At 51.6% G+C, this 26,686-nt stretch carries 28 protein-coding genes; 15 read left to right on the top strand and 13 right to left on the bottom strand.

The annotated features are described in order from the left end of the window. From GEI7105_RS33850 to GEI7105_RS0122495, 3 genes are all read right to left on the bottom strand, one after another. Positions 1 to 501, bottom strand: a complete 501-nt coding sequence (locus tag GEI7105_RS33850; RefSeq protein ID WP_017662663.1) for a hypothetical protein — start codon at positions 499 to 501, stop codon at positions 1 to 3. A 60-nt stretch (positions 502 to 561) separates the two neighbouring features. Then, positions 562 to 3,066 (bottom strand): DUF3769 domain-containing protein, encoded by a 2,505-nt coding sequence (locus GEI7105_RS0122490; RefSeq protein WP_017662664.1) that lies wholly within the window; start codon positions 3,064 to 3,066, stop codon positions 562 to 564. A gap of 141 nt (positions 3,067 to 3,207) precedes the next feature. Beyond that, positions 3,208 to 3,324 carry a photosystem II reaction center protein I gene (locus GEI7105_RS0122495; RefSeq protein WP_017662665.1) on the bottom strand — a complete coding sequence of 39 codons (117 nt, stop codon included), beginning with the start codon at positions 3,322 to 3,324 and terminating at the stop codon, positions 3,208 to 3,210. A 36-nt stretch (positions 3,325 to 3,360) separates the two neighbouring features. Between GEI7105_RS0122495 and GEI7105_RS38750 the strand changes: the two genes are divergently transcribed. From GEI7105_RS38750 to GEI7105_RS0122510, 3 genes are all read left to right on the top strand, one after another. Next, positions 3,361 to 3,525: a hypothetical protein gene (locus GEI7105_RS38750; RefSeq protein WP_017662666.1), complete on the top strand. Its 165-nt coding sequence runs from the start codon at positions 3,361 to 3,363 to the stop codon at positions 3,523 to 3,525. 129 nt (positions 3,526 to 3,654) lie between these two features. Continuing rightward, entirely contained in the window at positions 3,655 to 4,764 is a 1,110-nt protein-coding gene (locus tag GEI7105_RS0122505) for a hypothetical protein (RefSeq protein ID WP_017662667.1), read from the top strand. A 41-nt stretch (positions 4,765 to 4,805) separates the two neighbouring features. Next, complete coding sequence (locus tag GEI7105_RS0122510; RefSeq protein WP_017662668.1) at positions 4,806 to 5,234, top strand: secondary thiamine-phosphate synthase enzyme YjbQ; 429 nt, start codon at positions 4,806 to 4,808, stop codon at positions 5,232 to 5,234. A gap of 253 nt (positions 5,235 to 5,487) precedes the next feature. Here the strand turns inward: GEI7105_RS0122510 and GEI7105_RS0122515 are convergent, their stop codons facing one another. Continuing rightward, positions 5,488 to 5,949 (bottom strand): hypothetical protein, encoded by a 462-nt coding sequence (locus tag GEI7105_RS0122515; RefSeq protein WP_144053987.1) that lies wholly within the window; start codon positions 5,947 to 5,949, stop codon positions 5,488 to 5,490. A 130-nt stretch (positions 5,950 to 6,079) separates the two neighbouring features. Here GEI7105_RS0122515 and GEI7105_RS0122520 point away from each other — a divergent pair, with 130 nt between their 5' ends. Continuing rightward, a complete protein-coding gene (locus GEI7105_RS0122520) occupies positions 6,080 to 6,343 on the top strand; it encodes a phage tail protein (protein WP_017662670.1) in 264 nt (87 codons plus the stop codon). 168 nt (positions 6,344 to 6,511) lie between these two features. On the opposite strand, the gene GEI7105_RS0122530 is transcribed toward GEI7105_RS0122520, so the two are convergent. Further along, on the bottom strand, positions 6,512 to 8,059 hold the full coding sequence (locus tag GEI7105_RS0122530; protein ID WP_026097879.1) for a bifunctional aminoglycoside phosphotransferase/ATP-binding protein: 1,548 nt from the start codon (positions 8,057 to 8,059) through the stop codon (positions 6,512 to 6,514). A gap of 198 nt (positions 8,060 to 8,257) precedes the next feature. On the opposite strand from GEI7105_RS0122530, the gene GEI7105_RS0122535 reads away from it, so the two are divergent. Further along, positions 8,258 to 8,692, top strand: coding sequence for a hypothetical protein (locus GEI7105_RS0122535; protein WP_017662673.1), 435 nt, complete (start codon positions 8,258 to 8,260; stop codon positions 8,690 to 8,692). Between the two features lie 234 nt (positions 8,693 to 8,926). Here the strand turns inward: GEI7105_RS0122535 and GEI7105_RS0122540 are convergent, their stop codons facing one another. Next, on the bottom strand, positions 8,927 to 9,205 hold the full coding sequence (locus GEI7105_RS0122540; RefSeq protein WP_017662674.1) for a YggT family protein: 279 nt from the start codon (positions 9,203 to 9,205) through the stop codon (positions 8,927 to 8,929). A gap of 210 nt (positions 9,206 to 9,415) precedes the next feature. Between GEI7105_RS0122540 and GEI7105_RS0122545 the strand changes: the two genes are divergently transcribed. After that, positions 9,416 to 10,591, top strand: coding sequence for an RNA-guided endonuclease InsQ/TnpB family protein (locus tag GEI7105_RS0122545; protein WP_017662675.1), 1,176 nt, complete (start codon positions 9,416 to 9,418; stop codon positions 10,589 to 10,591). A 44-nt stretch (positions 10,592 to 10,635) separates the two neighbouring features. Here GEI7105_RS0122545 and GEI7105_RS0122550 read toward each other — a convergent pair whose 3' ends face one another. Continuing rightward, on the bottom strand, positions 10,636 to 10,959 hold the full coding sequence (locus GEI7105_RS0122550; RefSeq protein WP_017662676.1) for a ssl2009 family thylakoid membrane protein: 324 nt from the start codon (positions 10,957 to 10,959) through the stop codon (positions 10,636 to 10,638). A 92-nt stretch (positions 10,960 to 11,051) separates the two neighbouring features. Beyond that, positions 11,052 to 11,708: a uracil phosphoribosyltransferase gene (gene upp, locus GEI7105_RS0122555; protein WP_017662677.1), complete on the bottom strand. Its 657-nt coding sequence runs from the start codon at positions 11,706 to 11,708 to the stop codon at positions 11,052 to 11,054. 307 nt (positions 11,709 to 12,015) lie between these two features. Here upp and GEI7105_RS0122565 point away from each other — a divergent pair, with 307 nt between their 5' ends. Then, positions 12,016 to 13,326 carry a homoserine dehydrogenase gene (locus GEI7105_RS0122565; protein ID WP_026097881.1) on the top strand — a complete coding sequence of 437 codons (1,311 nt, stop codon included), beginning with the start codon at positions 12,016 to 12,018 and terminating at the stop codon, positions 13,324 to 13,326. Between the two features lie 75 nt (positions 13,327 to 13,401). Here the strand turns inward: GEI7105_RS0122565 and GEI7105_RS0122570 are convergent, their stop codons facing one another. From GEI7105_RS0122570 to GEI7105_RS0122580, 3 genes are all read right to left on the bottom strand, one after another. Next, positions 13,402 to 14,016 (bottom strand): Uma2 family endonuclease, encoded by a 615-nt coding sequence (locus tag GEI7105_RS0122570; RefSeq protein ID WP_017662680.1) that lies wholly within the window; start codon positions 14,014 to 14,016, stop codon positions 13,402 to 13,404. Positions 14,017 to 14,130: 114 nt separating this feature from the next. Then, complete coding sequence (locus GEI7105_RS0122575) at positions 14,131 to 14,649, bottom strand: hypothetical protein (protein ID WP_017662681.1); 519 nt, start codon at positions 14,647 to 14,649, stop codon at positions 14,131 to 14,133. Next, positions 14,646 to 15,749, bottom strand: a complete 1,104-nt coding sequence (locus GEI7105_RS0122580; RefSeq protein ID WP_017662682.1) for an AAA family ATPase — start codon at positions 15,747 to 15,749, stop codon at positions 14,646 to 14,648. Before GEI7105_RS0122580 ends, GEI7105_RS0122575 begins: the two co-directional genes overlap by 4 nt. Before the next feature lie 283 nt (positions 15,750 to 16,032). Here GEI7105_RS0122580 and glcD point away from each other — a divergent pair, with 283 nt between their 5' ends. The 4 genes from glcD to GEI7105_RS0122600 all read left to right on the top strand — a co-directional run bounded on the left by glcD (position 16,033) and on the right by GEI7105_RS0122600 (position 20,720). Further along, complete coding sequence (glcD, locus tag GEI7105_RS0122585) at positions 16,033 to 17,505, top strand: glycolate oxidase subunit GlcD (RefSeq protein WP_017662683.1); 1,473 nt, start codon at positions 16,033 to 16,035, stop codon at positions 17,503 to 17,505. A 133-nt stretch (positions 17,506 to 17,638) separates the two neighbouring features. After that, the gene (locus tag GEI7105_RS31940) at positions 17,639 to 18,706 is read left to right on the top strand and encodes a hypothetical protein (protein WP_017662684.1); all 1,068 of its coding nucleotides are present in this window, start codon (positions 17,639 to 17,641) and stop codon (positions 18,704 to 18,706) included. Positions 18,707 to 18,903: 197 nt separating this feature from the next. Then, positions 18,904 to 19,293 carry a DUF3119 family protein gene (locus tag GEI7105_RS0122595; RefSeq protein ID WP_017662685.1) on the top strand — a complete coding sequence of 130 codons (390 nt, stop codon included), beginning with the start codon at positions 18,904 to 18,906 and terminating at the stop codon, positions 19,291 to 19,293. Positions 19,294 to 19,337: 44 nt separating this feature from the next. After that, the gene (locus GEI7105_RS0122600; protein WP_017662686.1) at positions 19,338 to 20,720 is read left to right on the top strand and encodes a DUF3086 domain-containing protein; all 1,383 of its coding nucleotides are present in this window, start codon (positions 19,338 to 19,340) and stop codon (positions 20,718 to 20,720) included. A 221-nt stretch (positions 20,721 to 20,941) separates the two neighbouring features. Here GEI7105_RS0122600 and GEI7105_RS0122605 read toward each other — a convergent pair whose 3' ends face one another. Next, positions 20,942 to 21,877 carry an undecaprenyl-diphosphate phosphatase gene (locus GEI7105_RS0122605; protein WP_017662687.1) on the bottom strand — a complete coding sequence of 312 codons (936 nt, stop codon included), beginning with the start codon at positions 21,875 to 21,877 and terminating at the stop codon, positions 20,942 to 20,944. A gap of 80 nt (positions 21,878 to 21,957) precedes the next feature. Further along, positions 21,958 to 22,917 carry a tRNA modification radical SAM protein MnmL/YtqA gene (mnmL, locus tag GEI7105_RS0122610; protein ID WP_017662688.1) on the bottom strand — a complete coding sequence of 320 codons (960 nt, stop codon included), beginning with the start codon at positions 22,915 to 22,917 and terminating at the stop codon, positions 21,958 to 21,960. A gap of 124 nt (positions 22,918 to 23,041) precedes the next feature. Between mnmL and acsF the strand changes: the two genes are divergently transcribed. From acsF to GEI7105_RS31945, 4 genes are all read left to right on the top strand, one after another. After that, positions 23,042 to 24,118 (top strand): magnesium-protoporphyrin IX monomethyl ester (oxidative) cyclase, encoded by a 1,077-nt coding sequence (acsF, locus tag GEI7105_RS0122615; protein ID WP_017662689.1) that lies wholly within the window; start codon positions 23,042 to 23,044, stop codon positions 24,116 to 24,118. Positions 24,119 to 24,425: 307 nt separating this feature from the next. Further along, positions 24,426 to 24,659 carry an Arc family DNA-binding protein gene (locus GEI7105_RS37750; protein WP_144053988.1) on the top strand — a complete coding sequence of 78 codons (234 nt, stop codon included), beginning with the start codon at positions 24,426 to 24,428 and terminating at the stop codon, positions 24,657 to 24,659. Between the two features lie 75 nt (positions 24,660 to 24,734). Further along, positions 24,735 to 25,229, top strand: a complete 495-nt coding sequence (locus GEI7105_RS0122625) for a type I restriction-modification system subunit M N-terminal domain-containing protein (RefSeq protein WP_017662691.1) — start codon at positions 24,735 to 24,737, stop codon at positions 25,227 to 25,229. A gap of 268 nt (positions 25,230 to 25,497) precedes the next feature. Continuing rightward, a partial coding sequence (locus tag GEI7105_RS31945) for an RNA-guided endonuclease InsQ/TnpB family protein (RefSeq protein ID WP_017662692.1) occupies positions 25,498 to 26,686 on the top strand: 1,189 nt, incomplete at its 3' end.

Raw genomic sequence — 26,686 nt, forward strand, 5'->3', positions numbered from 1 at the left:
CTAGCTTAGCTCCTCTTCAGCATTCTCCTCGCGAGAGTCAGACACCTCATCGCGATGGGCAAAGTTTTTTAATTTCGAGTGAAGTTGAGAACTATCTAGCGACGGCGTAAAGCGATCGATTTGAGGCTGAGGCGTCAGAGAGGGGGCTTTCTCTTCAGGTTGGTCTGCGGTCTCGACTTCTTCAGCCGTGGGAATCTCGGGAACCTCTTCTAGAGGGGGGGCGGGCATTCCAGGGAGGCGATCGCACACCAAGCGCTCGAATTCGTAACTGTAATGTTGAAACGGACTCTCCCGCCGCAGCCACAGTTGCAGTAAGTGTTCGACGGAAATTCCTTTATAACGCCCTTGATAGAGGGCTTCTAACACCGACAAGCGCAGCCAAGCGGCCGGAACGCCGCCGAGCCAGCGATCGACGAACTCCTCGGCGGTTTCCCCCCCGAGGTCGAAACTGTAGTACTTCAATAAAGCAATCGCCTCGATCGCCGCTGTATCGCGCGTCATATTGTTCCAAAGACGATGTACGATTTCCCGAGAGATCGCGCACCCCACGCACGTTCGATATTATCTTACGCAGCGCAGTCCACCCATAACTTCACAGGTTTCCGTATCGCTAAACGCCCCCGTGTTGCCGTTCCAGTCGAAATCGCTAATCCGAAACGTCAGCGAGCCGATTTCCCGTTCCGGGTTGACCAATAACGTAATACCGTGCGTGCGGCGACTGTACTCCAGTACTAAATTCGTACTGAAGTTTTCGCCCGAATCCAGGTTCAACGAGGCTTGAACCCCAAAGCGGAACGGTCCGACGAGCTGTTGAGTAAAGCCAAACCGCAACACGCGGCGATCGGCGGTGCGATCGAAGAAAAAGGGCGACTCGCCTTCTTGCAACGTTTCCGAATACTCGAGGTTAAATGCCGTGTAATCGAGGAAATTTCGCGAAAAATGCCCGAACTGCGCCTCGAATCCCGCTGTCCCTCGTAACGAAATCTCTGAATCGCCGTTGCTGTAAAAACTGCCGATCCCTCGCCCTCCTAAATAAAAGCGCACGAAAGGAACCACGGGAATCGGAGAAAACCGCAACCCTTCCTCAGCCGTGGCCGGAAGTGCTTCGCCCTGCCACAGTGTAAAACCGCGACGCGCCACGAAACTGCCTTGAAATCGCGTCAAGGTCGCCCGGTTGTTGTCTCGAATCGGCTCGAGTAAGTCTAAATCGTCCGTATCCGCCTCGACTCGGTTCACTCCTAACTGATATTCGAGATTGATGCCCGTTCGTCCTAACATCAACCGAGGCGATGTCAAAACGGCACCAATGCTACTGTGAACGGTTTGAAAGCCGAGAGAACCGTTAAACAGACGGTTGCGGAAACTGTACTCGCCTGTCAGGGTGTGGTTGGCGACTTTTTGGGACAAGCGGACGCTGGCTCGTAGGTCGTCGTCGGCGTCGAAATTGCCGAAATCCAAACTCGTGAGACTTCCTTCGGCTCGCAAGGTCGTCGTCGGCGAGAGGAGCGACTGGAGGCGAAACAGACTGCCGAACTGGTCTAAGTCTAGTAAATCCCGCTCGTCGTACCCCTGCTGCACGAAATATTGAGGGGCGACGCGCAGGGAGAAACGAGGGGTGTCGATGACGGTAAAGGAACGCTGGATAAAGAAACCGCCGCGATCTTCGCGATCGAATCCGAATTCTAAAAACGGTTGCTGGCGTTCCCGGCGATCGATAACGTAACGGCGCTTGAGAATGGGAAGGGAAAACCCGCCGTCGAACACCAAACGAGGACGACTCAACAGCAACTCGTCTCGGAGGGGATCGATCGGCGTCAGCGTGGCGCGATCGGCTCGGATTTCTAATTCGGGCGGTGAAAACGGATCGTTGGTGATGCGAACTTCCGTTCCGACCCAACCGTCGGGGGTAAATTCGACCTGTTCGGCCTCGAAGCGGAAGCTGTTGATGGTTCCCCCGCCTTCGGCGTCTTGGTAGCCGCGGCCGGCACCGACACCGATTTGGACTTCTCCCCCGCGAGCGACGTTGAGAGGCTGTTCTCGGGCAATACGATCGCTCTGGGGGGCGTCAGACAGCCCTCGCGCGGCGATATCGACGGGTAGTAGGGTATTGACTGACGGTACGGCGGTCGGGGCGTTTTGGGGCGTTGCGGTCTGTACTCGCGTCAAACTGCTGATTTCCCCTCGCGCCTGGTCGATGGTTCCGATTTCTTGAACGAAGTTGTAGCGAAATAACTCGCCGCGCAAGACCTGTCCGGGTTGCGTTAGGGCGACGTTTCCTTCGGCTCGAGCCATGCGCGTGAGTAAGTTGACTTGCAGCCAGTCGGCATCGATGACGGCGTCTCGGTAGCGCATGACCACGTTTCCCGTCGCCGTGAAAATTTGGCGATCGTCGTCGAATTCTTGATAGTCTGCGGTTACTTCGATGGGGGTTTCGAGTTCGAGGGGTTCTTGCAAACTCGAACCGTCTACTGTTGGGGCGTTGGGTTGTTTGTCTGGGGAAGTGTCGTCCGTTACGCGATCGCCGTTTTCGATCTCGTCAAGTTCGGAATCTTCAATTTCGCGATCGCCGTTTTCGATCTCGTCGAGTTCGGAATCTTCAATTTCGCGATCGCCGTTTTCGATCTCGTCAAGTTCGGAATCTTCAATTTCGCGATCGCCGTTTTCGATCTCGTCAAGTTCGGAATCTTCAATTTCGCGATCGGGAACCCGTTCTTCAAACTCGATCGCGGGAAAAGAGGCCGGTTCGTCGCGGGGCGTAACACTGTCTTCAGTCGATTCCATCGCCGACAACACCGCCGATTTATCGGGTAAGCGTTGCGGTGGAAGCAGTTCGTTCGCACTCGGTTCGACCCAACTCACCTCGGGGGCGAGGGGATCGGGGCGAACACCCGACCACGGATCGATCGTCTCTGGCTGGCTTACAGACAGCGGTTGACCGGTTTCCGGCGAATCGATCGCGCGATCGCTGCGATGCGAGGAAAACTCAAACTCGGGTTCCGCCAATTGCTTCGACGGAACCACCTTCACGATCGGCGGCGGTTCGGGAGGCTGCACCGGGTAGGTCATCGTTTAAGGGAATAGGAGCGACGGATAAGGTGAGACGAGATGCGATCGAGCATGGTACTCGCCACCGACCCCACATAGCAAGCGGGGGTACGGCAAACCGCCCCCCGCCTAGTTTTCGTTCGAGTGGTGCCGAATTCGACGTTACTCGAAATCCCGACGACCGGGGTTCCGAGACGGGTCGTTAGACAAAAATCCGAAGATAAACAGCAGGACGAAAAAGGCAACAACGATGTAAACGGTGATTTTAAGGGCTAACATTCTCGATTACTCCAGTCTGTTGAAAAAAGCTTCAATTTGTCTGCCACGGTCGCAGGCGGTCGCGATCGCAAAACCCAACCGATTCAATATTCTGGCATTTTATTCCAGCAAATCCAAGGCGATTTTAGAAAATTCTCGAACCTGGCGATCGAAGGGTTTCGCTTGGCAAGCCGTTCGCTTTACCATGCGAGCGACAGCTAAGTCCTCTCGATTCTACCATTATCTCTACTTCCTTTCTGACGGGGGATCGGTAGAATGCGACTGAAACCTTTCTCGTTGCGATACGATGCACAAAGGGTCTTGTGAAGAGATCGAACCAAGGGTCAATCTATGTCGCGTCCCGTTCTTTACGTTGCCGTTACCAACCACGGTTTCGGTCATGCCGTCCGTGTCGCTTCCGTCGTCGCTGAAATCCAACGCCTCAACCCGGACGTTCTCGTGGCGATGGTGACGACCGCCCCCCGCTGGTTGCTCGAATCCTATATCGAAGGAGACTTTCTCTACCGCCCTCGCGCCCTCGATGTGGGAGTCGTTCAATCCGACAGCCTCAACATCGACCGAGACGCCACCCTCGAGAAACTACAGGACATCCGACGTCGCCAAAACGACCTGATTGCCGCTGAAGTCAACTTCATCCGCCTCAACAACGTCAAACTCGTTCTCGCCGACATTCCCCCTCTCGCCGCCAAGATCGCTCGGGTTGCAGGGGTTCCGGGGTGGATGATGAGTAACTTCGGTTGGGACTTCATTTATCGCGACTGGGGGGGCGAATTCCTCGAGATTGCCGACTGGATTCGCGAATGTTTTCAGCAGTGCGATCGCCTGTTTCGCCTCCCGATGCACGAACCCCTCGCCGCCTTTCCCCACGTTACCGACACGGGACTAACTGGCGGAACTCCTCGCTATAGCATCGACGAACTACAGCAGTTACTCGGAATTACCGCACCGCGCGATCGCACGGCATTACTGAGTTTCGGCGGTTTGGGACTGCAAAAAATTCCCTACCGCGTCCTCGAACATTTTCCCGACTGGCTGTTTCTCACGTTCGACGCCAACGCTCCAGATTTACCGAATCTCGTCAAACTGCTCGATATCGAACGTCGGATGGAGCGATCGCAGCGGATTCGTCCAGTGGATGTCATGCCTCTGTGCGATCGCGTCGTCTCTAAACCCGGTTTCAGCACCTTCGCCGAAGCCATGCGCCTCGAGGTTCCAGTCGTCTCCCTGACTCGCGAAGGATTCGCCGAAGCGCAACTGCTTCTCGACGGCTTACAAAACCGCGCCCCCCATCAAATTATCTCTCACGAGGAATTTCTTGCTGGGAACTGGGACTTTTTACGACAGCCCCTCAAACCGCCCAAAACTCCACATCGCTTTGCCAAAGACGGCAACGAAACGATTGCCCGTGCGGTTGTTGAATATTTCGAGAAACAGGCATAACCTTAAAATAAGTCCAAACTTAGCCGAACCCTGAAATCATCATGCCAACTGTCACTCAACATTATCAAAAGTCTCTACGCATTCAAACTTCTGGAAAATCTCTACAAAAAATCACCTCACAAGTTCAAAATATCGTTAAAGAATCGGGAATCGAAACAGGGCTGTGTACCTTGTTTTTACGCCATACTTCAGCAAGTTTGATTATCCAAGAAAACGCCGATCCCGATGTTTTACGAGATTTAGAAAACTTTTTCTCAAAACTGGTTCCTGAAAGCGGACATTACATTCACAGCACTGAAGGTCCCGACGATATGCCCGCCCACATCCGCACGGCGATTACTCACACTTCCGAACAAATTCCAGTTTCTAGAGGGCGTTTAGTTTTAGGAACTTGGCAGGGAATTTACATTTGGGAACATCGCAGCTTTTCTCACGCTCGCGAACTCGTGGTTCATATTAGTGGGAGTTAGATAAATTCTTAGATGTATTAGTGTGGGCTACGCCCACCTTTTTTACAGGCGTTTCTCGATGTAAATTCAACGGATTGGAGATCTTTCATACCAAATTTTTTATCGAACAACATTATGTTGTTTTTTTGCACTTCCAAAGTATAGCAATCCTAAATCAGTTGCGAAATCTCAGACCTGTCAAACCCCGCCCCGCGTCGTACAGGCTTCCAGCCTGTGATTCTTTCCGTAAGTCAATTGGGATTGCTAAAAATTTTTATTCCTGACTTTCTTCACTTTCTTCTTCAGATGCTGCTTTACGACTTTCACCACTTTCTTCTAAACCCAACCAACTTTTAGCTCGCTCCCAGAATGTCGTCGGACGACCTCGATGATGTTTGTACTGCTTTTCTAAATAACGAGTTTTACGTTTGTCTAGAGGAGTGGGGTGACTCCATCGTGTTTTAGAGAGCTTATCTTCAGTAAAAATTTTAGGTTTGAGTTCGTTTGGTTCAGTTTTATCGTTCCAACCAGAAACCGTAACGCTTCCCGCAATTCCACCGGCGATCGCTAACACAATACTCAATAACGGATCGTATCCCAGCAGCAGAAAAATGATGAGAAACGCCGAACCAAACTGAATTGCTAGAGTTAAATCGTGTTTTGACATTATTTTTTGAGTTTCAAGTTGATTAAGAAAAATATATCGATCTATATTTTTCTTTTTTATTTGTTTCAAATTATGTATTTTTTTTGAGGTACAGCAATATTTTGCGAAAGTGTTAAATATTCCTTAAAAATCGTGCGTAATTTTTGAAGCTCGAGCTAAGCTCGCTGTATCAAACTTCACAATTTCAGGAGCATTAAGTATGAACGAAGGCACAATTGGAGAAATTCGACTTTTTGCGGGAACCTTTGCGCCAAGAGATTGGGAATTTTGCAACGGACAAGTATTAGAAATCAATCAAAATGTAGCGCTGTTTAGTATTCTTGGGAACAAGTACGGTGGTGATGGTCGCACGACTTTCGCCTTACCCAAGATCGCGCCAGTCCTGGGGGCAGAAACCGGGGCGACTTACGACGATCTCAACTATATTATCTGTATGAATGGATGGTATCCCTGCAGATCCTGATTAAGCGTTTAAGCTGAGCTTAAACATCGATCGAATCCTCGAACTTCCCAGGAATTCTCAAACCTGGGAGGTTCAGATCTCTATCCGATCGCATTGTAAACCGTTAACTGAAACGCGATCGGAAAAAGTCGATCTAGGAAAGTCTCATCGAGAAATTCCTCAAAAGGTTCAGCCAACAGACGTCAACTGCATCTCGAGATTTTGTGTCGTGTCGATTTCCACAACTCTCGAGAGTTCGTCTTCCGTAAACCCCTCCGCTTTCGCCTGTTGACTGGCGAGTAAATCGGCGGTGGCGTCGGCGATATCTCCCGTTCGGCGATCGAGTCGATCGCGCAACACGGACATCGGTGCGGTACAGTGGAGAATCTGCACCGGAATCGAAGCGGCTTCGGCGCGATCGCACGCCATCTTTCGCCACTCTCGGCGATCGTACTTCGCGTCTAAAATAACCGTCCATCCCAACTTCGCCAACATCGCCCCCAACTCCGCCAGGCGATCGTAAGTGCGGCGACTCATCTCGAACGTATAAATCTCGTCGCTTCCCCGTTCGTCTAGGGGAATTCCCGCTAAATGCTTGCGAACCGCGTCCGATCGCACTTGTATCGCCCCCAAACGGCGCGCCAGTTGACGAGCTGTGGTACTTTTCCCCGAACCCGACAACCCCGACATCACGAACATTTTCCCCGAATGCGATCGCGTGTACTCCCACGCCAACCGATAATACTCAGACGCCGTTTTCGCCGCTTTCGCTTTCTCCTCCTCCGATACCGCCTCGTCATCGAGGAGAAACGACGTCACTTTCGCTCGCACGTAAGCCTGACGGCTCAGGTACAACGGTAACACTCGCAAGCCATCCCAGTCGCCCGTGCGTTCGATGTAAGTGTTGAGAAACGCGTTTCCGAGATCTCGCCTTCCCCTGGCTTCGCAATCCATCACCGTAAACGCCACGTCGTACATAACATCGACGAAGCGAAAGGGTTTGTTGAACTCGATGCAATCGAACAGTAAAATGCGATCGCCGTCGAGGGCGATGTTGCGAAGGTGTAAGTCGCCGTGACACTCGCGAATCTTGCGCTGGCGAACCCGCGACTCGAACCAATCCCGATGGCGATCGAACGTGCGATCGGTGTAAGCTTTGGTTTCGTCGAACTGTTGCTGGGTCTGAACTCGCCCGATATAGTTTTCCGTATAGCGATAGTTGTCGTCGATGGCTTCGCGAATTTGTTCGACCGTTCCGAATTCGAGAATTTCCTCGTTAACCGGAGCGTTAGCGTGGTAATCTGCGACGATGCGCCCCAACTGTTCCATTAAGCGTTCTGTGAGTTCCCCGCGATCGAGCAAATCTACAAACAGACAGTTCGGGGGAAACTGCTTCATCTTCAACGCATATTCAACAATGTCATCGTCGTCTCCCGATGCGTCTCCCAAAACGAAGCGATCGCCCTTTTGAACGATTGGAAGTACGTCTAAATAGATTCCTGGCGCACCCCGTCGGTTCATCCGAAGTTCCTCGCGACAGAAATGTCGGCGTTTCTCCAGCGTCGAGTAATCGAGAAAGCCGAAATCGACAGGTTTCTTGAGTTTGTAGACGAACTCTCCTGTCAGCAACACGAAGGAGACGTGAGTTTGAATCAATTCGATCGCCTGCGTTACCGGATGGGGGTAAAACTCCGGTTTCAGCATTTGCTGGACGAGAGGAGGGAGAGAGGCTGACATAGTTGTTGATGGAGAGGGAGCAAGGAAGCTTTTTCAGTGAAGAGGAAAGAGAGAAGAGTGAAGAGTGGGGAGTTCTCCTCATCTCATCATCTCATTATCACTGATGACTGGTGACTGGTGACTGGTGACTGTTTTCATCACCTCACCTCCAGATTCGCGATACACTGACGATCGCACGGTATCTTCACGTTATTTTCTATGGGTAACTTCCAAAAGTTAAAAGCGATCGCCGCGACTTGTGCGATCGTCGTGTTGTCTTGGCTGTGGACGCCAACCGCCTTCGCCTTGGTTCCCGTCGAACTCTCCGATCTCTCTTATCACGAATGTCCGCCAGCCCTCTCAGAAGGGGCGGTAGTGAGCGGTTCGATGCAAGCAGCGAACTGTTTTATCGTCACGGGAAAGGCGGAAAATAAATCGGGAAAACCCGTCGTCAACGCCGATATTTTCGGACGCATCTACGACGCCAACCATAACAACGTTTTCCCCAACCGCACGCGACTCGGGGCGATCGATGAGGTTCCCCCCGGCGTCAGTGATTTTGAGTTACAGATTACAGTCGCCGCAAACCAACCGCTCCCCCTTCAATTCGAGCAGTTTAAAGCTTCTGGCTTTACGGGGCGCGTTCGCCGTTAATTCAATTGTTTTGATTTTTTTGTTCGACCTTCATCGGGCTTCGGTCGATGGGGGTTGACCCGTCCCGTTTTCGGCGCTAGAATATAAGTATAATTATATGGCCTATCTCGTCCATATACTTGATTTTTTAATCATCAACAATATTCATAAAAATCCAACTAAAAAGAAGAGGCGGAACCGAGACGCCGCCTCGATCGAACCGGAAAAACTTCTCAACCTGAATTAAAGCGCCGATTAAACCAACTGCATCAAGACAGAAGGAACCAGGGATTGAACCACTTGAAGCAGTAAGATAGCGATAATCGGGGAAAAGTCCAAACCGCCCAAGGGAGGAATAATCGATCGAAACAGATTGAGGTAGGGATCGGTTAATTGAGAGAGAATCGAGAACGGCGGATCGTACCAGTTGACGTTGGGAAACCAGCTCAACAGAATCCGAATAATCAGCAGAGCAAAATAAATATTTAAGAACGTAACCAACGTTTGCGTCAGCAACAGAACGATCGAAGACATAATCTTAAAGGTTGAACTCGCGTCTGGACAGGGTGAAGTTCGCAATTCACTTTATCCAGTGTACTCGATCGCCACTCAAGTAAGAGGTTCGGTTCACCAAACCCCGGCAGGATGCTCCGCTTCTAATCTCTGATTGAAGCGCGGGAGGAATGCCGGGACAGCAACTTTAAGACTTGCGCGGCAACCCTCAAATAATAGTACAATTATCGCATGGAACAAATCCTGACTGTCGTTTGCCAGTTAAAGGCCACCGCCGAGCAAAGTGCCGCCCTCTTGCGAGTTGCACAAGCATTTGCCGCAGCCTGTAACCTTACAAACTCTGTCGTTCGTCCGGCTGTGACCAGCAAAACAACAATTCAGTCGTTGGTCTATCGGCAACTGCGAGAATCCTTCGGACTGAGTGCCAATCTTGCGGTTCGGGCCTGTGCGCGAGTCGCCGCAAACCGAAAAACGGCAAAGGCAAAAGGGCGCGAAGTCAACGCATTCAAACCCACCAGTGTCGATTACGATGCGAGAGTGTTTTCATTCCGGGAAGACGATTGGACGGTTAGCCTTTCTACAACGAGTGGGCGGGTTCGAGTCCCCATCGTTGCCGCCCCTTACCAGAAAGGGAAACTGAGCGAACAAAAGCCGACTTCGGCGCAACTGTGCAAGCATCGCGACGGTCTGTATTATCTCCACATCCAGGTCAAAAGGTCAGCGCCAGAAATGTGCGATTCGCAAAGTGCTGTGGGTGTGGATCTGGGACGCCGCGACATTGCCGTAACGTCAAAAGGGCAGCGCTGGAACGGCAAAGACATTCAGGAAAAGCGAGACAAGTACGCTCGCGTTCGGGCGTCGCTCCAAAAAAAAGCCTCGAAAGGCACAAGGTCAACTCGCCGTCGGGCGAGACAGGTCTTGAAACGGCTGTCGGGCAAGGAGCGACGCTACCAACAATGGCTAAATCATAATATCAGTCGTCAGATCGTCGATTTTGCGAAACAGCAAGGCCTATTTATTGCCATCGAAGACCTTTCCGGGATTCGAGAGCGAACCAACCAACAGCCTCGCAACCAAACCGAACGCCGCCGCTCGAATAGCTGGGCGTTTTATCAGTTGCGGCAATTTCTGTCTTACAAGGGAATAACTGAAGGCGTGTTGGTGCTTGCCGTGCCGCCTGCTTATAGCAGCCAAACGTGCCATCACTGCCTGCATATCCATCCGGTCAAAGGAAAGTCCTATCGTCAGGGTAAGACGTTTCGATGCGGGAATTGTGGCTGGCTTGGCGATGCTGACGACAATGGTTCCAAGGTTATCGAATTGATTGGGGTCGCCGTAAACCGGCCCGGAGGTTCGGGGCTGTTTTGCAGTCTCAGGGCTACGGAAAGCCATTTATCTATCGCTTAGCGATGATGAATGGTAGTTTACCCACCGCCACCGGCGAGCAACCGCTAACGTTCTTCGAGTTGTGACGGTTCGCGATCGCCTCTGGCATTGCCGTTGACGACGTGAAGTTGTTCGCGCACGTCGTCGATGGTTTCGTTGAGTTGCGCGATTTTATCTTCGAGGGTACGTCGAGCCGACTCCATACCCTCACTTCCCGCCAGACGTTCCCCCCGCGTTCCCTCAGCGGGAAGGGTGCGGCGATCGTCGTCGTTTAACGTTGTATTCGAGGATTGGCGAGACGCCAGCAACGCCCCAACAACACCGCCGATAACGCCACCAAAGACGGCTCCAGCCAAAAAACCACCTGTAAAACCACTGCGATCGCTCATGACCTTATCTCTCCAGTTCCATCTATTTCTAGAGTACCGTGTCGCGCGGGGCTCGTAGCGATTCAACGGGTTGCGCCCTCAAATTGCAGTTGTCAAGTTCCAAACGTGCGATCGCCCGCATCCCCCAACCCCGGAACGATAAACCCGCGATCGTCGATCGCCGGATCGATCGTAGCCGTATACACCACCAACCCCGGATAAGCTTCGTTCAAACGCTGTAACGCAGGCGGTGCGGCGACGACAGATACCACGCGCACCCGTTCGATGGCGATTCCCCGTTTCGTCAACTGCGCCATCGTTTCCGTCATCGTTCCCCCCGTCGCCAACATCGGTTCGCTGATGACGACGTGAGTGTTATTGGGAAACCGTTCGGGGAGTTTGTTGAGATAACAGTGAGCCTCCAAAGTTTCCTCATCGCGTACCATTCCGAAGTGATATACCGACGACGCCGGTAACACCTCTTGCATCCCGTCGAGGAGCGCCAAACCCGCCCGCAAAACGGGTACGATCGCCAACGGAACATCCGATCGCACCATCGTTCCCTCACAGGGAGCTAACGGCGTGTTTACCGTCACTTGCTGCACCGGGAGCCATTCCCGAATCGCTTCGTAAGTAAGCCAACGTCCCAATTCCTTCATCGCCGTGCGAAACAGCGGCGTCGGTGTCGAAGCTTCCCGCGAGAGGGTGAGCCAGTTTTGAATTAGAGGATGGGGGGGAACGTAAACGCGAAGTTTAGAAGTCTCGGACATTATTTAAGTGGAGCGTAAACGACAAAGAACGCCGAATTATTCTAACTTGCAGCCTAACGAGTCAGCGCGAGATCTCTAGTCGAACAGTACGCCAAATCGGGCGCGATCGCGGCGAGGCGGGCGACCAACACCCCAATATTGGGGTAGAATTCTTGCAGACTCACGACGAGCGATCGAGTGCGAACTTTCCCACACCCGCCACGAGTCGTTCCAGTTTCGACCCGGTTCGAATCCCATCGAACGGGAAATCTTCATCTCGAAATGACGAGTGAGTCGAATTAGTCGAATTGAGGCGTTTCAGCGAACAGTGACATATAAAGTCGGTTTACTTGGATTAGGCACAGTTGGCACGGGAACGGCAAAAATTTTAACCGCTCCAGAGGGACGCCATCCCCTCATGCGGGAATTAGAAATCGCGAAAGTGGGCGTGAGAAGCCTCGAGAAGCCCCGCGCCATTCAGTTTCCGCCCTCCGTTCTCACCACTGATTTCGACGAGATCGTCACCCATCCAGAAATCGACATCGTAGCCGAGTTGATTGGCGGCGTGGAACCCGCGCGATCGTGGATTCTCAAAGCGATCGCCCACGGAAAACACATCGTCACCGCCAACAAAGCAGTAATGTCTCGCCACGGCGACGAAATCTTCGCCGCCGCCAACGAAAAAGGCGTGTACGTGATGCTAGAGGCGGCGGTAGGCGGTGGAATTCCCGTAATTTCTCCCCTCAAACAAGCCCTCGGCGTCAACCGCATCAAGCGCGTCACGGGAATCGTCAACGGAACGACGAACTACATCCTGACGCGGATGAAGAACGAGGGAGCAGATTTCGAGGCGGTTCTCGCCGACGCGCAAAAGCTGGGATACGCCGAAGCCGATCCCACCGCCGACGTAGAGGGATTAGACGCCGCCGATAAAATTGCCATTCTCGCCTCGATCGCCTTTGGCGGACGCATTAAACTCGAAGAAGTCTTCTGTGAGGGAATTCGCCACGTCACCGCCGCCGATATCGCCTACGCGGAGAAACTGGATTTCGTCATCAAGCTGTTGGCGATCGCCCAAGAAGACGTAACCGAAGATCCCAGCACCGACACGCCGCAACAGTTAGCCTTGAAAGTCCATCCGACGCTGCTGCCGAAATCCCATCCGTTGGCCAGTGTCGATGGCGTCTTCAACGCTATTTTAGTCGAAGGAGAACCCCTCGGACAGGTGATGTTTTTCGGACCCGGTGCTGGGGAAGGAGCGACCGCCAGTGCCGTCGTTGCGGATATGATGAACATCGCGGCGATTTTGAAGACAGAAACCGAACCGATTCCCCATCCGTTGTTGAGTAGCACGCACCAACATTACTGTGCGATCGCGCCGATTGAAGAGTCGGTGAGTCGGTTTTACGTGCGGGTGTTAAGTCAGGATTCCCCCGGCGTTATCGGAAGTTTGGGAACCTGTTTCGGCGATCGCGGCGTCAGTCTCGAGTCTGTGGTTCAAACTGGGATGAGAGACAACCTCGCCGAAATCGTTCTCGTCACCCACCACGTTCGCGAGGGCAATTTCCGCGAAGCTCTCGACAGCATTTCCAAACTCGACGACGTGAAGGAAATTCCTAGCGTCATTCGCGTTTGGTAGGGGTTTTATTAAAAGGAAAGTGCGAGATCCCCGGCATCTCCAAGATGCCGGGGATCTGGAAATTCACCCGACTCTTCACGTATTTTCCGCACTGATATTCGTTCCTTCTTCCAACAAGGTGAAGTCCACTCCGGCGTAAATATCGCTCGACGCCAGGGGCAAATTCAGCGAAGCCAACGTTATTACATCATTTTGAGTTTCATAGTCGCTCAAGAGCCATCGATCGCCTTCCTGTCGTAAGTGCTGTAACACCCGCCAGCGAGACTGTTCTACGAGTAGATATTCCTGAAAACTGGGTAAAGAACAATAGTAATCAAACTTATCGCCGCGATCGTAGTTCTTCGTGGATTTCGACGCAACTTCCACGATTAGGATAGGATTTATCACGGTGCTAGTACCTGCCCCGTGATAAATCGGTTCCCCAGGAATCACCATCACATCTGGATAAGTATAAATCCGATAGCGTTCGATCCATATTCGCACGTTTTCCGTAAACAGCCGATAGCCCCGAGTACGAAGCTGTGGCTTGAGTGCCACACACAAGTTCGTCACGATCTCGTTGTGGTTGGTTGTTCCCCCTGCCATCGGCACGATATCCCCATCGCGATATTCACTGCGAAAATCTGCCTGTGCTTCGAGTTCTAAATACTCTTGAGGACTGTAGTAACGTTGGCCAACTCGAACAACCATGACGTTTCTTCCGTGCTAATTTCAACAACAAACAGCAATCGATCGATCCCAGGAAAATATATTTTAAATATAGCATTTTCTGAAATCTAAATTCTTCAAAAAAGTCTTATTGAATTAAACAAATAAAAACTCTCCACACGATCGCATCAACCGTTCTCGTTCTCGATCGTTATGTCGAAGCATTTCGTGATTCCACAACTCACTTTGAGAATGGGGACAATCTCGAGCAAGTTCGTTCCCGATCGTCTCGAAACTCATCTTGACAGTCGAACGTAAAGTTTCCGGTTCGTCTCGCACGCCAAGAACAAACGTTCTCTCTTTAAGATCGGAAGGAATTCGACTGTCAATATAATCCAATCGTCTTTGGATGTTCGAGCGATCGGGATCGTTGACAAAAAATTCATCATCAAAATCAATCAACAGCAGAATTCGTCTCTGCCGAAACTGACGCATTTTAGAAATATGGTCGTGTTCAAATTTTTCAAAAACGTCTTTTGTGCCTTTGGCAAATGGTAAAATTTGGAGCGATCTAGTATTGACGTTCAGACTGTTGTGAAAGCCGTTTGCAATATCTTTTGTGGCTTCGTCCTCTGGTAAAATTAAGAGATGAGGGCTAAATTTGTTCGGACTCAAAGCTCGATATCTCCACAAACTAGCGAAGTAATAATATCTTCCGAAAGATTGAGTTCTTCTGCCAATCGAACGAGCGTCGGTTCCAGATGGCTTTTTCGATCTAACACGAAGATATTTTCTCGAGAAAATCTTTGAATCGCCTCGGGATTGTGAGACGTAACTAAAATTTGACTTTCACTTTGTTGAAACGATTTTCTCAAGGACACTATGAAATGTCCGACTTCCGATAAAGATAAATGGTTGTCGGGTTCGTCCCAAAAACAGAACAGAGAACGATAAGCTCGGTTTGCAGCTAATACGGCTGCACCGACAAAAAAGCATTTTTCGCCACTTGACAAGTCTTCAAAACTTAATTCAAAGGTCGATCGTCCCTCAAAAGTTACTTTTAATTCTTTAGAGTATTTACCCGTCGGCTCGTATCGAAATTCTCGCAAATCCGGAATGACTTGTCTCAAATACTGCTCGAAAACCGAATAGGATGCCGGATAACGAGACAACAAACCCGTCAGCCAATTACTGATATTCTCTGCGTAAAGATTAGGATATAGCGTTTCTCCACTCGATTCTGACAACATTAAATGCGGAACTGGAGACAATAAAATAATACGTGAAAGCCAATCTTTCCAGATGCGAAGCGGATCGGATGAAGATTGTTCTTGAATAATCGGCAAGGCAATTAAATGCCAATCTACTAAAAATTGAACTTCCCTTTCATCCCGAGTAAGTGTCACCTGTGCGAGTTCTCGAGAGTAGAGTGCTTCCCCGTCCACCTTTAGCGCTTCTTCAAGGACTCGATATTCACTAAAATTTTCGGAACGCTCGAAGGCCAAATGATATTCATAGATTCGATCGTCTATTTCAACTTCGATTTCAAAGCGAATTGGAATCGAAGTTCGATAATACGAGGCATCTTTTACGTCTACAATCTCTTTAACCCGATTCGTGCCGCGCCCGATTTTTTGAAAAATCTCGAGAACGCTCATAACCGTCGATTTTCCCGAGCCATTTTTTCCAATCAGCAAAGCGGCATGACAGTCGATAAGCTTAAGCTCGAAATTTTCAAAGCAGCGAAAATTGTTGACGTAAATCCTGTTTAGCATATCGAGATAAATTCTAAAATAAAAAGCTATCAATCGAGCCAAAACAGTTCTAATTTTATATCATATCATTTTTCTCAAGAGAGAAATAAGTTAATTTAAAAAACTTAGGATAGTCTGCCAAAAGTCGGTTGGCGATCGCCCCGATCGCTCTCATCCTCCGACGCCGACACTGCCCAAAACGAGAAATTCATCATAAAATACAAAAATATCGACTCGAGCGAAACTTTAAAATCCCACAAAATAACCTCTCTGTGTCTCTGTGGTGAAGTCCCCATAAAAAACCATGTTCTCCCTCAAATCCTCCTCAAAAAACGACTGGAAACGCATCGCCAAAGCCTTTGAAGAAATCCTCGGTAAAAACAGCGTCGTCCAACGAAAAGAAGAACTGCTGACTTACGAATGCGACGGCTTAGCCAGCTACCGCCAAAAACCCGCCCTCGTCGTGCTTCCCCGCACCACCGAACAAGTCGCCGAAGCCGTCAAACTCTGCGATCGCTACAACCTGCCCTGGATTGCCCGAGGTGCCGGAACCGGACTTTCCGGCGGTGCGCTACCCGTCGAAGACTGCGTTCTCATCGTCACCGCCCTGATGCGAAAAATCCTTAACATCGACTACGAGAACCAACGAGTCGTCGTCCAACCCGGCGTCATCAACAACTGGGTGACGCAAGCCGTCAGCGGCGGCGGATTTTACTACGCTCCCGATCCCTCCAGTCAAATTATCTGTTCGATCGGCGGAAACGTGGCCGAAAACTCCGGCGGCGTCCACTGCTTGAAATACGGCGTCACCACCAACCACGTCCTCGGCTTAACCGTCGTGCTTCCCGACGGCTCGATTTCTCAACTCGGCGGCGAAATCCCCGAAATGCCCGGATACGACCTCACCGGCTTGTTTGTCGGTTCCGAAGGCACCATCGGCATCGCCACCGAAATTACCCTAAAAATCCTCAAAACCCCCGAAGCCATCTGCGTCGTTCTCGCCGACTTCACCAGCATCGAAGCCGCCGGAAGTGCCGTCGAAGACATCACCAGTTCCGGCATTATCCCGGCGGGAATGGAAATGATGGACAACCTCAGCATCAACGCCGTCGAAGACGTAGTGGCGACAGGTTGCTATCCCCGCGACGCCGAAGCGATTCTACTGGTAGAACTCGACGGCTTAGACGTAGAAGTCGCCGAAAACAAACGCCGCGTTGCCGAAATTTGTCGAAAAAACGGGGCGCGAAACATCACCTCTGCCCGCGACGCCGAAACCCGTGCCAAACTCTGGAAAGGACGAAAAGCCGCCTTTGCCGCCGCCGGACACATGAGTCCCGATTATTACGTCCAAGATGGCGTAATTCCCCGCACCCAGTTAGCCGGAGTTCTCAAAGAAATCGAAGCCCTCAGCCAGCGTAGCGGCTACAAAATCGCCAACGTCTTCCACGCCGGAGACGGCAACTTACACCCGTTGGTACTGTACGACAACGCCGTAGAAGGACAACTCGAAGAAGTCGAAGAAGTCGGCGGCGAAATTTTGAAACTCTGCGTGAAAGCCGGAGGGTCGATTTCTGGAGAACACGGAATCGGGGCGGACAAACGCTGTTATATGCCGGAAATGTTTACGGACGCCGATCTCGAAACCATGAAATGGGTGCGAGACGCTCTCAATCCCAAAGGACTGGCGAACCCTGGAAAGATTTTCCCGACGCCGCGCACTTGTGGCGAAGGCGTTCACCCGAAGGCGAAGGCGTATCCGGGCGTTCCGCAGTTTTAGAGCGGTTGGAGACGGTCGGCGACGGGATAAAATAGCTTGTCACGAACGTTTTTAAGCGTTTTTCTGACAGCGGCGACCGTCCCGGCGGACAGCATTCTCCAAACTTCTAGAAATCTTCTGGATATTTTTAACGATGAAACCCGATCCCAAAGCGTTACTCGATCGCCTAACAGCCCTCGAATCCGAACTCGCCCAACTCGGTAACGTCACCGACAGCACTACGTTAGGGGCGTTGAAAACCCTGCTGCAACAACAACAGGCTACCGCAGCCCGCGATCCCAAAACCTCGGCGATCGCCCTTCTCGATCGCTTCTTGGCGTTAGACCATCAAGACCAACCGGGATTTCCGCCCCTGGCCCAATACAAACAGCAGGTGCGCCAGTTTCGCACCCAAGTCGAAAACGCCTCCGAAACCGACTTACCCGCCGATGTCAACCAATTGCTAACGGGCAAACATCCCGTCAGTCAACTCCTCAAGGCGATCGACGAAGGGGACAACCTCACCGACGCCCAATGGTCGAGTTTACAAAGCGTCCTGGTGAAAGTCTTCGGTCAAGCAGTTTCCATCGCCGCCTCGCGAGGTAAACTCTACGTCGCCACCCGCCAACCCCAACCCGCCGCCACCCCAGCCGCAGCGACCCCTAAACCCGCTTCCCCCAACGAAGACTTACTGATGTGGGGCGACGCCACGGAAAAAGCCGCCCAACCTTCCGCCGAACCCTCCGACGACGAACCGTTAATTGTCTTCGGTGCCAAGAGTCTGGGAATTGAAAACCAACCCGGTGGAACCGTTCCTCTCAACGTTTTGGTTCATATCCAAGGCTTGGGCGATCGCCAGTTCGGGGCGCGAGAATTCGCCGGAACGCGGGGTCAATCGAAGGCGATCGAAGGATTGCAACTCAGTTTCGCCTCTCCCGTCGCCGGATTGAACATCGAGTACATGGCGCACTTAGCCGGTGTCGGCGATACCCCCTGGATGTCAGCAGGGCAATATCTAGGAACCCGGAACGAAAACCGCCAACTCGAAGGGTTCGCCGTTCGGTTAGTCGGTGCCGAAGCCAGCAAATACAGCGTGTGCTACTCCGCCCACGTTCAGAACATGGGAGATACCCCCGTTTACGCTGACGGACAGTTTTGTGGAAGCCGGGGTAAATCCCTGCGCGTCGAAGGTTTGCGCGTCTGGGTACAGCCGAAAGCCTAAGCAGGCGATCGAGATTGACCATTACAATGAGAGCGATTGCAGATGATGGGGAGATGAGACAATTGATAATTGACAATTTCTCCCCCTGCTCCGCTTTTACAGGGAACAGGGAATAGGGAACAGTGTCTCCCCCTCTCCCCCTCTCCCTCTCTCCCCCTCTTCCCTGCTCCAGAAGCTCAGCCAGAGGTACTCGAATCGTGACGGTCTCTTCTCCCCAAATCCAACCGACGCAAGTTGTCGAACTCTCGCCAAGTTACGCCATTCCAGCGGTTTTGGTGTTAGCGGCGATTCCCCTGTTACTCGTCCAGGTGTGGGTGGCGTCTGTGGTGGCGTTATTCGGACTGTTTCTGATGGTGCAGGCGGCGACGATTCGACTGAGATTCACCGAAACGGATCTCGATGTCTATCGATCGAACGAGCGGATTCGCCGATTTCCCTATCGCGAATGGCTCAATTGGAAAATCTTCTGGCAACCCGTCCCCATTCTGTTCTATTTTCGCGAAGTGAAGAGCATCCACTTCCTGCCCGTTCTCTTCGACGCCAGTACGTTACGCGCCTGTCTCGAACAACGCTGTCCCAAGGCTTAGCGGCGTTCTGATGCGGTGCTGTTGTTATTTGAACAAACGCTTCGATGAATCCCGAAGAAAATCAAACTCCCGAATCTCCAGCAATTCCCGATCCCTTTGACGACGATCCGATCGAACCGTCGGATACTGAGACTGACTCGCCTGCGATCGCACCGACTTCTTCTTCAGTGGAGTCGGACGAGAACGCGGTAGAGGAACCCCCAGCCGCTACGGAAATCGACCTCGAGGCGTCTTCTGACGAGGCTGCAATTGAAGCCGAACCCGTCGCAGCAGAACCCATCGAGGCGGAATCGGTCGAAGCTGAATCATCGGTTGAAAGCGAAGCGATCGAAGCCACGATCGAACCGGAACGCGAACCGGAAATGGAAGCCGAAGCCGCCGAAACCCCTTCAGAGGAAACCGCAGCAGCGGCGAATCCCGTGGTGAATCTGGAACCGACACCGATCGCACCCGATCGCGAGACTGTCGCCGCAGAAGTCGATCGCCTCGAACAACGAGCCGAAGAACTGCGCCGAGACATTTCAGCACTCGAAGCCTCCAGAGCCGAACTGCTGAACTCTCAGGCGCAATTACAAGCGGATTTGGGACGACTGATTCAAGAAGGACTCAGCGAACTCGAAAAGCGCAAACAACAGCTTAAGGTATCGATCGAAAAACTCGAACGCCGCCAAGATCGCATTCGCCAAGAAATGCGATCGACCTTCGCCGGAGCCTCCCAAGACTTAGCCATTCGGCTGCAAGGCTTCAAAGAGTACCTCGTCGGAAGCCTGCAAGACTTGTCCGTCGCCGCCGAACAACTCGAACTCGCGCCTCCCGAACCCGCACCCCCACCGCCACAGCCGAAACGGGAATCCGCAGAACCCGCCGCCGCTTCCCCTCAATTTTCCGATCGCGGCTTCCAAGAACAGCGTCGCGCCATCCGGCGACTTCTCGAACAATATCGCAACAACCCAGATTACTACGGCCCCCCGTGGCAACTTCGCCGCACCTTCGAGCCAGTTCACGCCGAGCGCGTCTCCAACTGGTTCTTCACCCAAGGGGGACGAGGTGCGCTGAAATCCACCAACAGCCGTTTGCAAAACATCCTCATCGCCTCAGCGATTATTTCGATTCTGCACGTACTCTACGGAAAACGGCTGAGAACGTTAGTTTTAGCTAACACTCCCGAACGCCTCGGAGAATGGCGTCGCGGCTTACAAGACTGTTTGGGAATTACGCGCACCGATTTCGGTCCCGATCGCGGTGTGGCGTTGTTTGAAGCACCCGAACCCCTAGCGCAACGAGCCGATCGCCTGGCGCGATCGGGATTGATGCCCCTCGTAATCGTAGACGAGTCGGAAAGCCAACTGAATCTATCTCTGTTGCAATTCCCCCTCTGGTTGGCGTTTGCTCCCGATCCCGATTCAGCCTTCGTTCGAGAGTGGTAATGAGATGTTGAGATGAGAAACCCGGTTTTTTGGAAAAAGCCGGGTTTCTGGATTTAGGGTTTCTATTCCATTCTCATCTCCCTGCAAAAACCTCTCTGTGTTCTCTGTGTCTCTGTGGTGAAAATATTTTCAAACCCGCTTCATCGAAGGGCGATCGCATTTTCCAAACATAGGTATTCGTTGGATTTCGCAAGCTTCACCCAACCTACAGATTAAAAAATTTACGATGATAAATTATTTCGCATAAACACTAAAATAAAAATTCCAAAAATTACGCGATACCAAACAAAAACCCAAGTGCTTCTAGTTTGTAAAAAGCGAATCAACCAAGCGATCGCCAGATAAGAAAACACTCCCGCCGAGAGTAAACCAGACGCTAACGGCATCCAACCCACTTCGCTGCTGGTTTCAAATACATCCTTTAATTCCACCAAACCCGCCAACGTAATCGCCGGAAGTCCCAACAAAAACGAAAATCTAGCGGCGGTCGCCCGTTCCAAACCCATAAACAAACCCGCCGTAATCGTAGAACCCGAACGGGAAACACCGGGAACTAATGCCAAAGTTTGAGCCAATCCCATGAGAATTCCATCTTTCGCAGAAAGCGTTTGAAACCCCCGTTTGTGACGACATAATTTTTCCGCCAAACCGAGTAAAACACCCATCACGATCGACACGATCGCAATGACCGCCAAACTGCGAACGTTGGCTTCGTAAAACTCTCGAAACACGAATTTTACCAACAAACCAACCCCCACAATCGGCAACGTTCCGATAGCAATTCCTAACGCAATCCGAAACTCGGGGCTGTCGTAATCCGATTCTGAAATCGCCCGTATCGAACCGCCGACGACTTGTACGAGATCCTGCCAGAAATAGCCGAACACCGCCACGATACTACCGAGTTGAATCACCGCCGAAAACGCCGAACCGGGATCGCCCCATCCCAACAGTTCGGGAACCACTTTCAGATGGGCGGTACTGCTGATGGGGATAAATTCCGTCAATCCTTGCACCATTCCCAACACCGCCGCTTGAAATACGTCAGGCGTCCAGGTGACGAGTTCGGACGTGGCGTCTGTAGCGTTGAGGGGAAGAGCGATCGCCACGCACAGAGAAACCGTACTGACGAACAGAAGCGTTTGAAGTTTGGTCATCGGCGTTCGAACAACATAAAAGGCTTTCCCATCTTAAAGCGAGCTGTTGGGAAACGGGGAGGACAAGGGAGAAAGGGGTTCTACAGTTGGCTGCTGGCGGTCAAAAGACTGCGATTTTCCATCAACGCCCCTGGATAAGTATTTCTGGCTTCAAATTCCGTTGCGATCGCCTGTAAAATTTCCGATTTCGTCACCTCCCAGCGAGGCGCAATCAGCGTATCCCCCAACGTATCCCCCACAAACCGCTGTACCACCGTATTTCGTGGAAGTCGTTCCAAGACATCGCACGCCAAACAGACGTAAGCGTGCGGCGTCAGCGTCTCCACCCGTCCCGCTTTGTATTCCCAAGCGAGTACCGTTCCCTTCACGATATGGAGATGGTGGAGTTTAATGCCAAACGTCGGTAAATCCACCTGTGAAATCAACTCTCCGAGTCGCTGTGCGGTTTCTCGCATCATCGTCGGCGTTTCACCGGGAAGTCCCAGAATCAGATGAACGCACAAGTTAATCCCCCGTCCCGACAGGCGACGCACTGCATCTTCAAACTGCGCCCAGGTGTGACCGCGATTGATGCGGCTTAACGTGCTATCGTGGCTGCTTTCGAGTCCCAATTCCAGCCAGAGATGGGTTTTTTGGGCGTACCCTTGCAGCAAATCCAAAACTTCGTCAGAAACGCAATCGGGACGGGTGGCGATGTCCAACCCCACCACTCCCTCAACGGTGAGGGCTGCATCGTAAAGGCTTTCTAACACGTCGACGGGGGCGTAGGTGTTGCTGAACGATTGAAAATACGCCAAAAACGCATCGGTGTTGTGGCGACTGTGACGGAGGCGATCGATCCCGGCTTCGATTTGTTCGCGTACCGACTGGCGGCGATAGGCGGTTCCCTCGCTGAAACTGCGGTTGTTGCAGAAGGTACAGCCCCGTTTGGCGACAGTTCCGTCGCGGTTGGGACAGGTGAATCCCGCATCGATGGAGATTTTGCGAACGGGCTTCCCAAACGTCTGTTTTAAATATTTGCCAAAGGTGTACAGCGTCATTATGCGTCCCCTCCCATGAAGCATTGTTACAATTTTTGCCTTCCCCTCTAGCCGAAACCGGGCAAGCCGTTATAACTTAATATAACCATCTGGCGATTAACAAACCGATAATAGACTTACGGATATGACGAACACGGCGACCAAACCCGCGATCGAAGAACTCAAACCCGGTGTCAAAGCCCCTGTCAAAGAAACCCTCCTTACGCCGCGCTTTTACATCACCGACTTCGACGCGGTGGCGGAGATGGACTTATCTCTCCAAGAAACGGAACTCCAGACCATGTTGGACGAGATGCGGGCTGACTACAACCGCCATCACTTCGTCCGTGACGAGGAGTTCGAGCAATCCTGGGATCACATCGACGAAGAGACGCGCCTAGCATTTATCGACTTCCTCGAACGGTCTTGTACCTCCGAGTTTTCCGGTTTCCTGCTGTTCAAAGAGCTATCTCGCAAGCTCAAAGACCGCAATCCGCTTCTGGCTGAGATGTTCCACCTGATGGCTCGGGACGAAGCGCGTCACGCCGGATTCCTCAACAAGGCGATGGCGGACTTCAACATCTCCCTAGACTTAGGGTATCTCACCAAGAATCGCAGCTACACGTTCTTTAAGCCTGAATTCATTATTTACGCCGTGTACCTCTCTGAAAAAATCGGGTACTGGCGTTATATCACCGTGTTCAACCATCTGGAGAAACATCCCGAACATCGGTTCTATCCTCTCTTCAAGAAATTCGATAGCTGGTGTCAGGACGAAAACCGCCACGGTGACATTTTCAAAGCTTTGTTGCGCTCTCAAGAGTCGATGTGGAAGAGTTTAAAAGGTCGTCTGTGGGCGCGGTTCTTCCTGCTGTCGGTGTTCTTCACCCATACGTTAACGGTGTTGGAACGGTCGGATTTCTATCAATCTTTGGGAATCGATCCGGTGGAATACGATAAAGAAGTCATTCGCCAAACTAACAACACCTCAGCGCGGGCGTTTCCCGAGATTCTCAACGTCGAACATCCCCAGTTCTTCAAGCGCCTGCACGAGTGCGCCGAACGCAATCAAAAAATGCAGGAAATCGACAGCAGTAACGCGCCGAAATTTGTGAAGTCTTTGCGGAAGTTCCCGTTAATGGCTGGAATGTTTACAGATTTCGTGCGGTTGTATTTGATTAAACCCATCGACGCTGAAGCGACGCGCGGACAGGTTTGTTAAGGTTGAGTTCGCTTGTTTCTGTGCTGCGATCGCACTGCTAAGAATCCTAGCAAGTTGAATTTTTGAGACGTGGAAGACGTGCCGTTTGGTGCGTCTTTTTCTTATCGAGCCTGTGGAGATAGACTGTAGCGCTTTGCAACGGCACTGTAAAGCAACGTGACAATTTCGGGCGATTCCCGTAAAACAATGAAATTTCAAGCGAGAGAAAGGTAGAGGGTTCATTTACCAATTTGCGTATTTTTACGAAAACGATAACAAGTTGTATCGATCGCTTTTCGGGGGTGAAGTTTTCCGCTACAGTAATACTGTGGTACGATGCAATACGCTGTTAACGCTGTGCGGTATGGCCAGGAAACCTTTTAGCGTAAGACTCCCCGATGAGGTGCGCGATCGCCTCGAACTCCACGCCACTGAAACGGGATGTTCGATGTCGGATATCGTGACGGAAGCGCTGGCTAATTATTTTTCGATTTCCTCACCGAAGTCTCTCAGTGACAGAGTTTCACGGATCGAGCGACAGTTGGGGTTGCTGGAAAGTTGAGCGATCGCCCTTCGTTTTAGAATGCCGTAGGGCGATCGCACTGTAACGCCTCAAACCGTCTTTATCGATTCATCAATGTTCGAGCAAACGTTTAAAAATATCGACGACGTTCTCTGGAAAGAAGCCGGGTGCGCCACCGAACTCGACTACACCGAACAAACGTCCTGGCTGTTGTTTTTGAAGTATCTCGACGACCTCGAACGAGAGCGATCGCAGAAAGCCGAATTAATGGGGGAGTCCTACGACTTCATTCTCGAGGAACCCTATCGTTGGTCGTACTGGGCGGTTCCGAAAAAGCCCAACGGTGAAATCGACCGCGATCGCGCCCAGACGGGAGACGACCTCATCACCTACGTCAACGAGGTTCTGTTTCCCCATTTGCAAGGGTTCAAGCAACGCGCCGCCAGTTCCGATACCGTCGAATATAAAATCGGCGAGATTTTCGGCGAAATTAAGAACAAGTTTCAAAGCGGTTACAGTCTGCGCGAAGCGTTGGAGTACGTAGACGAGTTGCGGTTTCAGTCTCAGGACGAGAAACACGAGCTGTCTCACCTCTACGGGAGGGAGTAGTTCGGGCTTGCTGTATAAAACTGAAATGCAGACCCGGAAAGAGTTTTGAGGATTTTTTTGACCCGCTAGTGCAAGGTTTTCCCATCGAGACGCTCAAAAACCTTGCATTTTCGTCGGCGATGGCCGATTTAATGGGGAAGCTAGAGTCCAAAACGACCATTGGGCAAGCTGTACGGCATCAGAATTCGCTCTGTTCGTCTTTTTCAGCAAGCCCTAGTTCGCTTAAGCCTAGGAAACAAATATTTATTTCATAGGCTATAATAATTTCATGCTAAACATGACGTGGGAATTCAAGCTAGAGCCAACGGCGGAGCAGGTTTCAGACATCGAACACATTTTGGATGTGTGCCGCAATGTCTGGAATTTTGCCCTGCGGGAACGTAAGGATTGGCTAAATTCCCGAAAGTCGCCCGTGAATGCGTGTTCCATCGTGCAGGAATACATCTTGCCTGCGGATGCACCATTTCCCAGCTATGCGCGGCAGTGCAAGTCCCTAACTGCGGCCAAAGCTGAATACCCCCGATTGAAGACTGTCAACGCTCAGGTTCTTCAACAAGTCATCCGAAAACTGGAAGCCTCCTGGGAGTCGTGGCGGTTAAAGCGTTCGGGTCTTCCACGGTTCAAAAAACCCAACCGGATGCGAAGCTTTGTCTTCCCCCAGATGCTCAACGCTTCGGCTCCGCTCAGCGTTGAGTCCGAGCGGAGTCGAGGACTCAAAAACTGTGTGTCTGATGAGGGTATAAAGCTGCCGCAACTGGGATGGGTTACGGTGCGCTGGTCGCGGAAAATTCCTGATTTATTCCAGGTTAAGCAAGCTCGAATTGTTCGCAAGGCATCCGGGTACTTTGTCGTGCTTAGCCTTCAGGCTGACGTCGATCTTCCTGCTGTAGCCCCTCATGGACATCCAGTAGGGATTGACGTTGGACTGGAGTACTTTCTTTCAACGTCTGATGGAGAACAGGTCGAGCGACCTCGCTTCTTCAACAAACTGCACCGCAAGCTGAGATTGCTGCAACGCAGGCTTAAGAAAAAGCAGAAGGGGTCAGCTAACTGGCTGAAACTCCAGAAGAAAATTGCCAGAGTCCATCAACGTATTGCCGATACGCGAAAAGACTGGCATTTCAAGCTGGCTCATCACCTCTGTGATGGTGCAGGGATGATTTTTGTAGAAGATCTCGACTTCCGTATCATGGCCAAAGGGATGTTGGGCAAACACACCCTCGATGCTGGATTGGGTCAATTTGTGAATCAGATCCTTCCCTGGGTGTGCTGGAAGCGTGATGTCTTTTACGGCAAGGTGGATGCTCGTGGCACTTCTCAGGAATGCCCAGACTGTGGAGTGGAGGTTCGCAAAGATCTCTCAACTCGAATCCATCACTGTCACAACTGCGGGTCAACAAAGCCCCGTGATGTGGCGAGTGGACAAGTTATCTGTACCCGTGGGCAACGGGGAATCG

This window comes from Baaleninema simplex PCC 7105 (assembly GCF_000332355.1).
GTDB lineage: Bacteria > Cyanobacteriota > Cyanobacteriia > Cyanobacteriales > Geitlerinemataceae > Baaleninema > Baaleninema simplex.

Bases quoted from the DNA above. Each gene is read 5' to 3' on its own strand.
- GEI7105_RS33850 (WP_017662663.1), bottom strand. From the start codon at position 501: ATGACGCGCGATACAGCGGCGATCGAGGCGATTGCTTTATTGAAGTAC.
- GEI7105_RS0122490 (WP_017662664.1), bottom strand. From the start codon at position 3,066: ATGACCTACCCGGTGCAGCCTCCCGAACCGCCGCCGATCGTGAAGGTG.
- GEI7105_RS0122495 (WP_017662665.1), bottom strand. From the start codon at position 3,324: ATGTTAGCCCTTAAAATCACCGTTTACATCGTTGTTGCCTTTTTCGTC.
- GEI7105_RS0122505 (WP_017662667.1), top strand. From the start codon at position 3,655: ATGTCGCGTCCCGTTCTTTACGTTGCCGTTACCAACCACGGTTTCGGT.
- GEI7105_RS0122510 (WP_017662668.1), top strand. From the start codon at position 4,806: ATGCCAACTGTCACTCAACATTATCAAAAGTCTCTACGCATTCAAACT.
- GEI7105_RS0122520 (WP_017662670.1), top strand. From the start codon at position 6,080: ATGAACGAAGGCACAATTGGAGAAATTCGACTTTTTGCGGGAACCTTT.
- GEI7105_RS0122530 (WP_026097879.1), bottom strand. From the start codon at position 8,059: ATGTCAGCCTCTCTCCCTCCTCTCGTCCAGCAAATGCTGAAACCGGAG.
- GEI7105_RS0122535 (WP_017662673.1), top strand. From the start codon at position 8,258: ATGGGTAACTTCCAAAAGTTAAAAGCGATCGCCGCGACTTGTGCGATC.
- GEI7105_RS0122540 (WP_017662674.1), bottom strand. From the start codon at position 9,205: ATGTCTTCGATCGTTCTGTTGCTGACGCAAACGTTGGTTACGTTCTTA.
- GEI7105_RS0122545 (WP_017662675.1), top strand. From the start codon at position 9,416: ATGGAACAAATCCTGACTGTCGTTTGCCAGTTAAAGGCCACCGCCGAG.
- GEI7105_RS0122550 (WP_017662676.1), bottom strand. From the start codon at position 10,959: ATGAGCGATCGCAGTGGTTTTACAGGTGGTTTTTTGGCTGGAGCCGTC.
- upp (WP_017662677.1), bottom strand. From the start codon at position 11,708: ATGTCCGAGACTTCTAAACTTCGCGTTTACGTTCCCCCCCATCCTCTA.
- GEI7105_RS0122570 (WP_017662680.1), bottom strand. From the start codon at position 14,016: ATGGTTGTTCGAGTTGGCCAACGTTACTACAGTCCTCAAGAGTATTTA.
- GEI7105_RS0122580 (WP_017662682.1), bottom strand. From the start codon at position 15,749: ATGCTAAACAGGATTTACGTCAACAATTTTCGCTGCTTTGAAAATTTC.
- glcD (WP_017662683.1), top strand. From the start codon at position 16,033: ATGTTCTCCCTCAAATCCTCCTCAAAAAACGACTGGAAACGCATCGCC.
- GEI7105_RS31940 (WP_017662684.1), top strand. From the start codon at position 17,639: ATGAAACCCGATCCCAAAGCGTTACTCGATCGCCTAACAGCCCTCGAA.
- GEI7105_RS0122600 (WP_017662686.1), top strand. From the start codon at position 19,338: ATGAATCCCGAAGAAAATCAAACTCCCGAATCTCCAGCAATTCCCGAT.
- GEI7105_RS0122605 (WP_017662687.1), bottom strand. From the start codon at position 21,877: ATGACCAAACTTCAAACGCTTCTGTTCGTCAGTACGGTTTCTCTGTGC.
- mnmL (WP_017662688.1), bottom strand. From the start codon at position 22,917: ATGACGCTGTACACCTTTGGCAAATATTTAAAACAGACGTTTGGGAAG.
- acsF (WP_017662689.1), top strand. From the start codon at position 23,042: ATGACGAACACGGCGACCAAACCCGCGATCGAAGAACTCAAACCCGGT.
- GEI7105_RS0122625 (WP_017662691.1), top strand. From the start codon at position 24,735: ATGTTCGAGCAAACGTTTAAAAATATCGACGACGTTCTCTGGAAAGAA.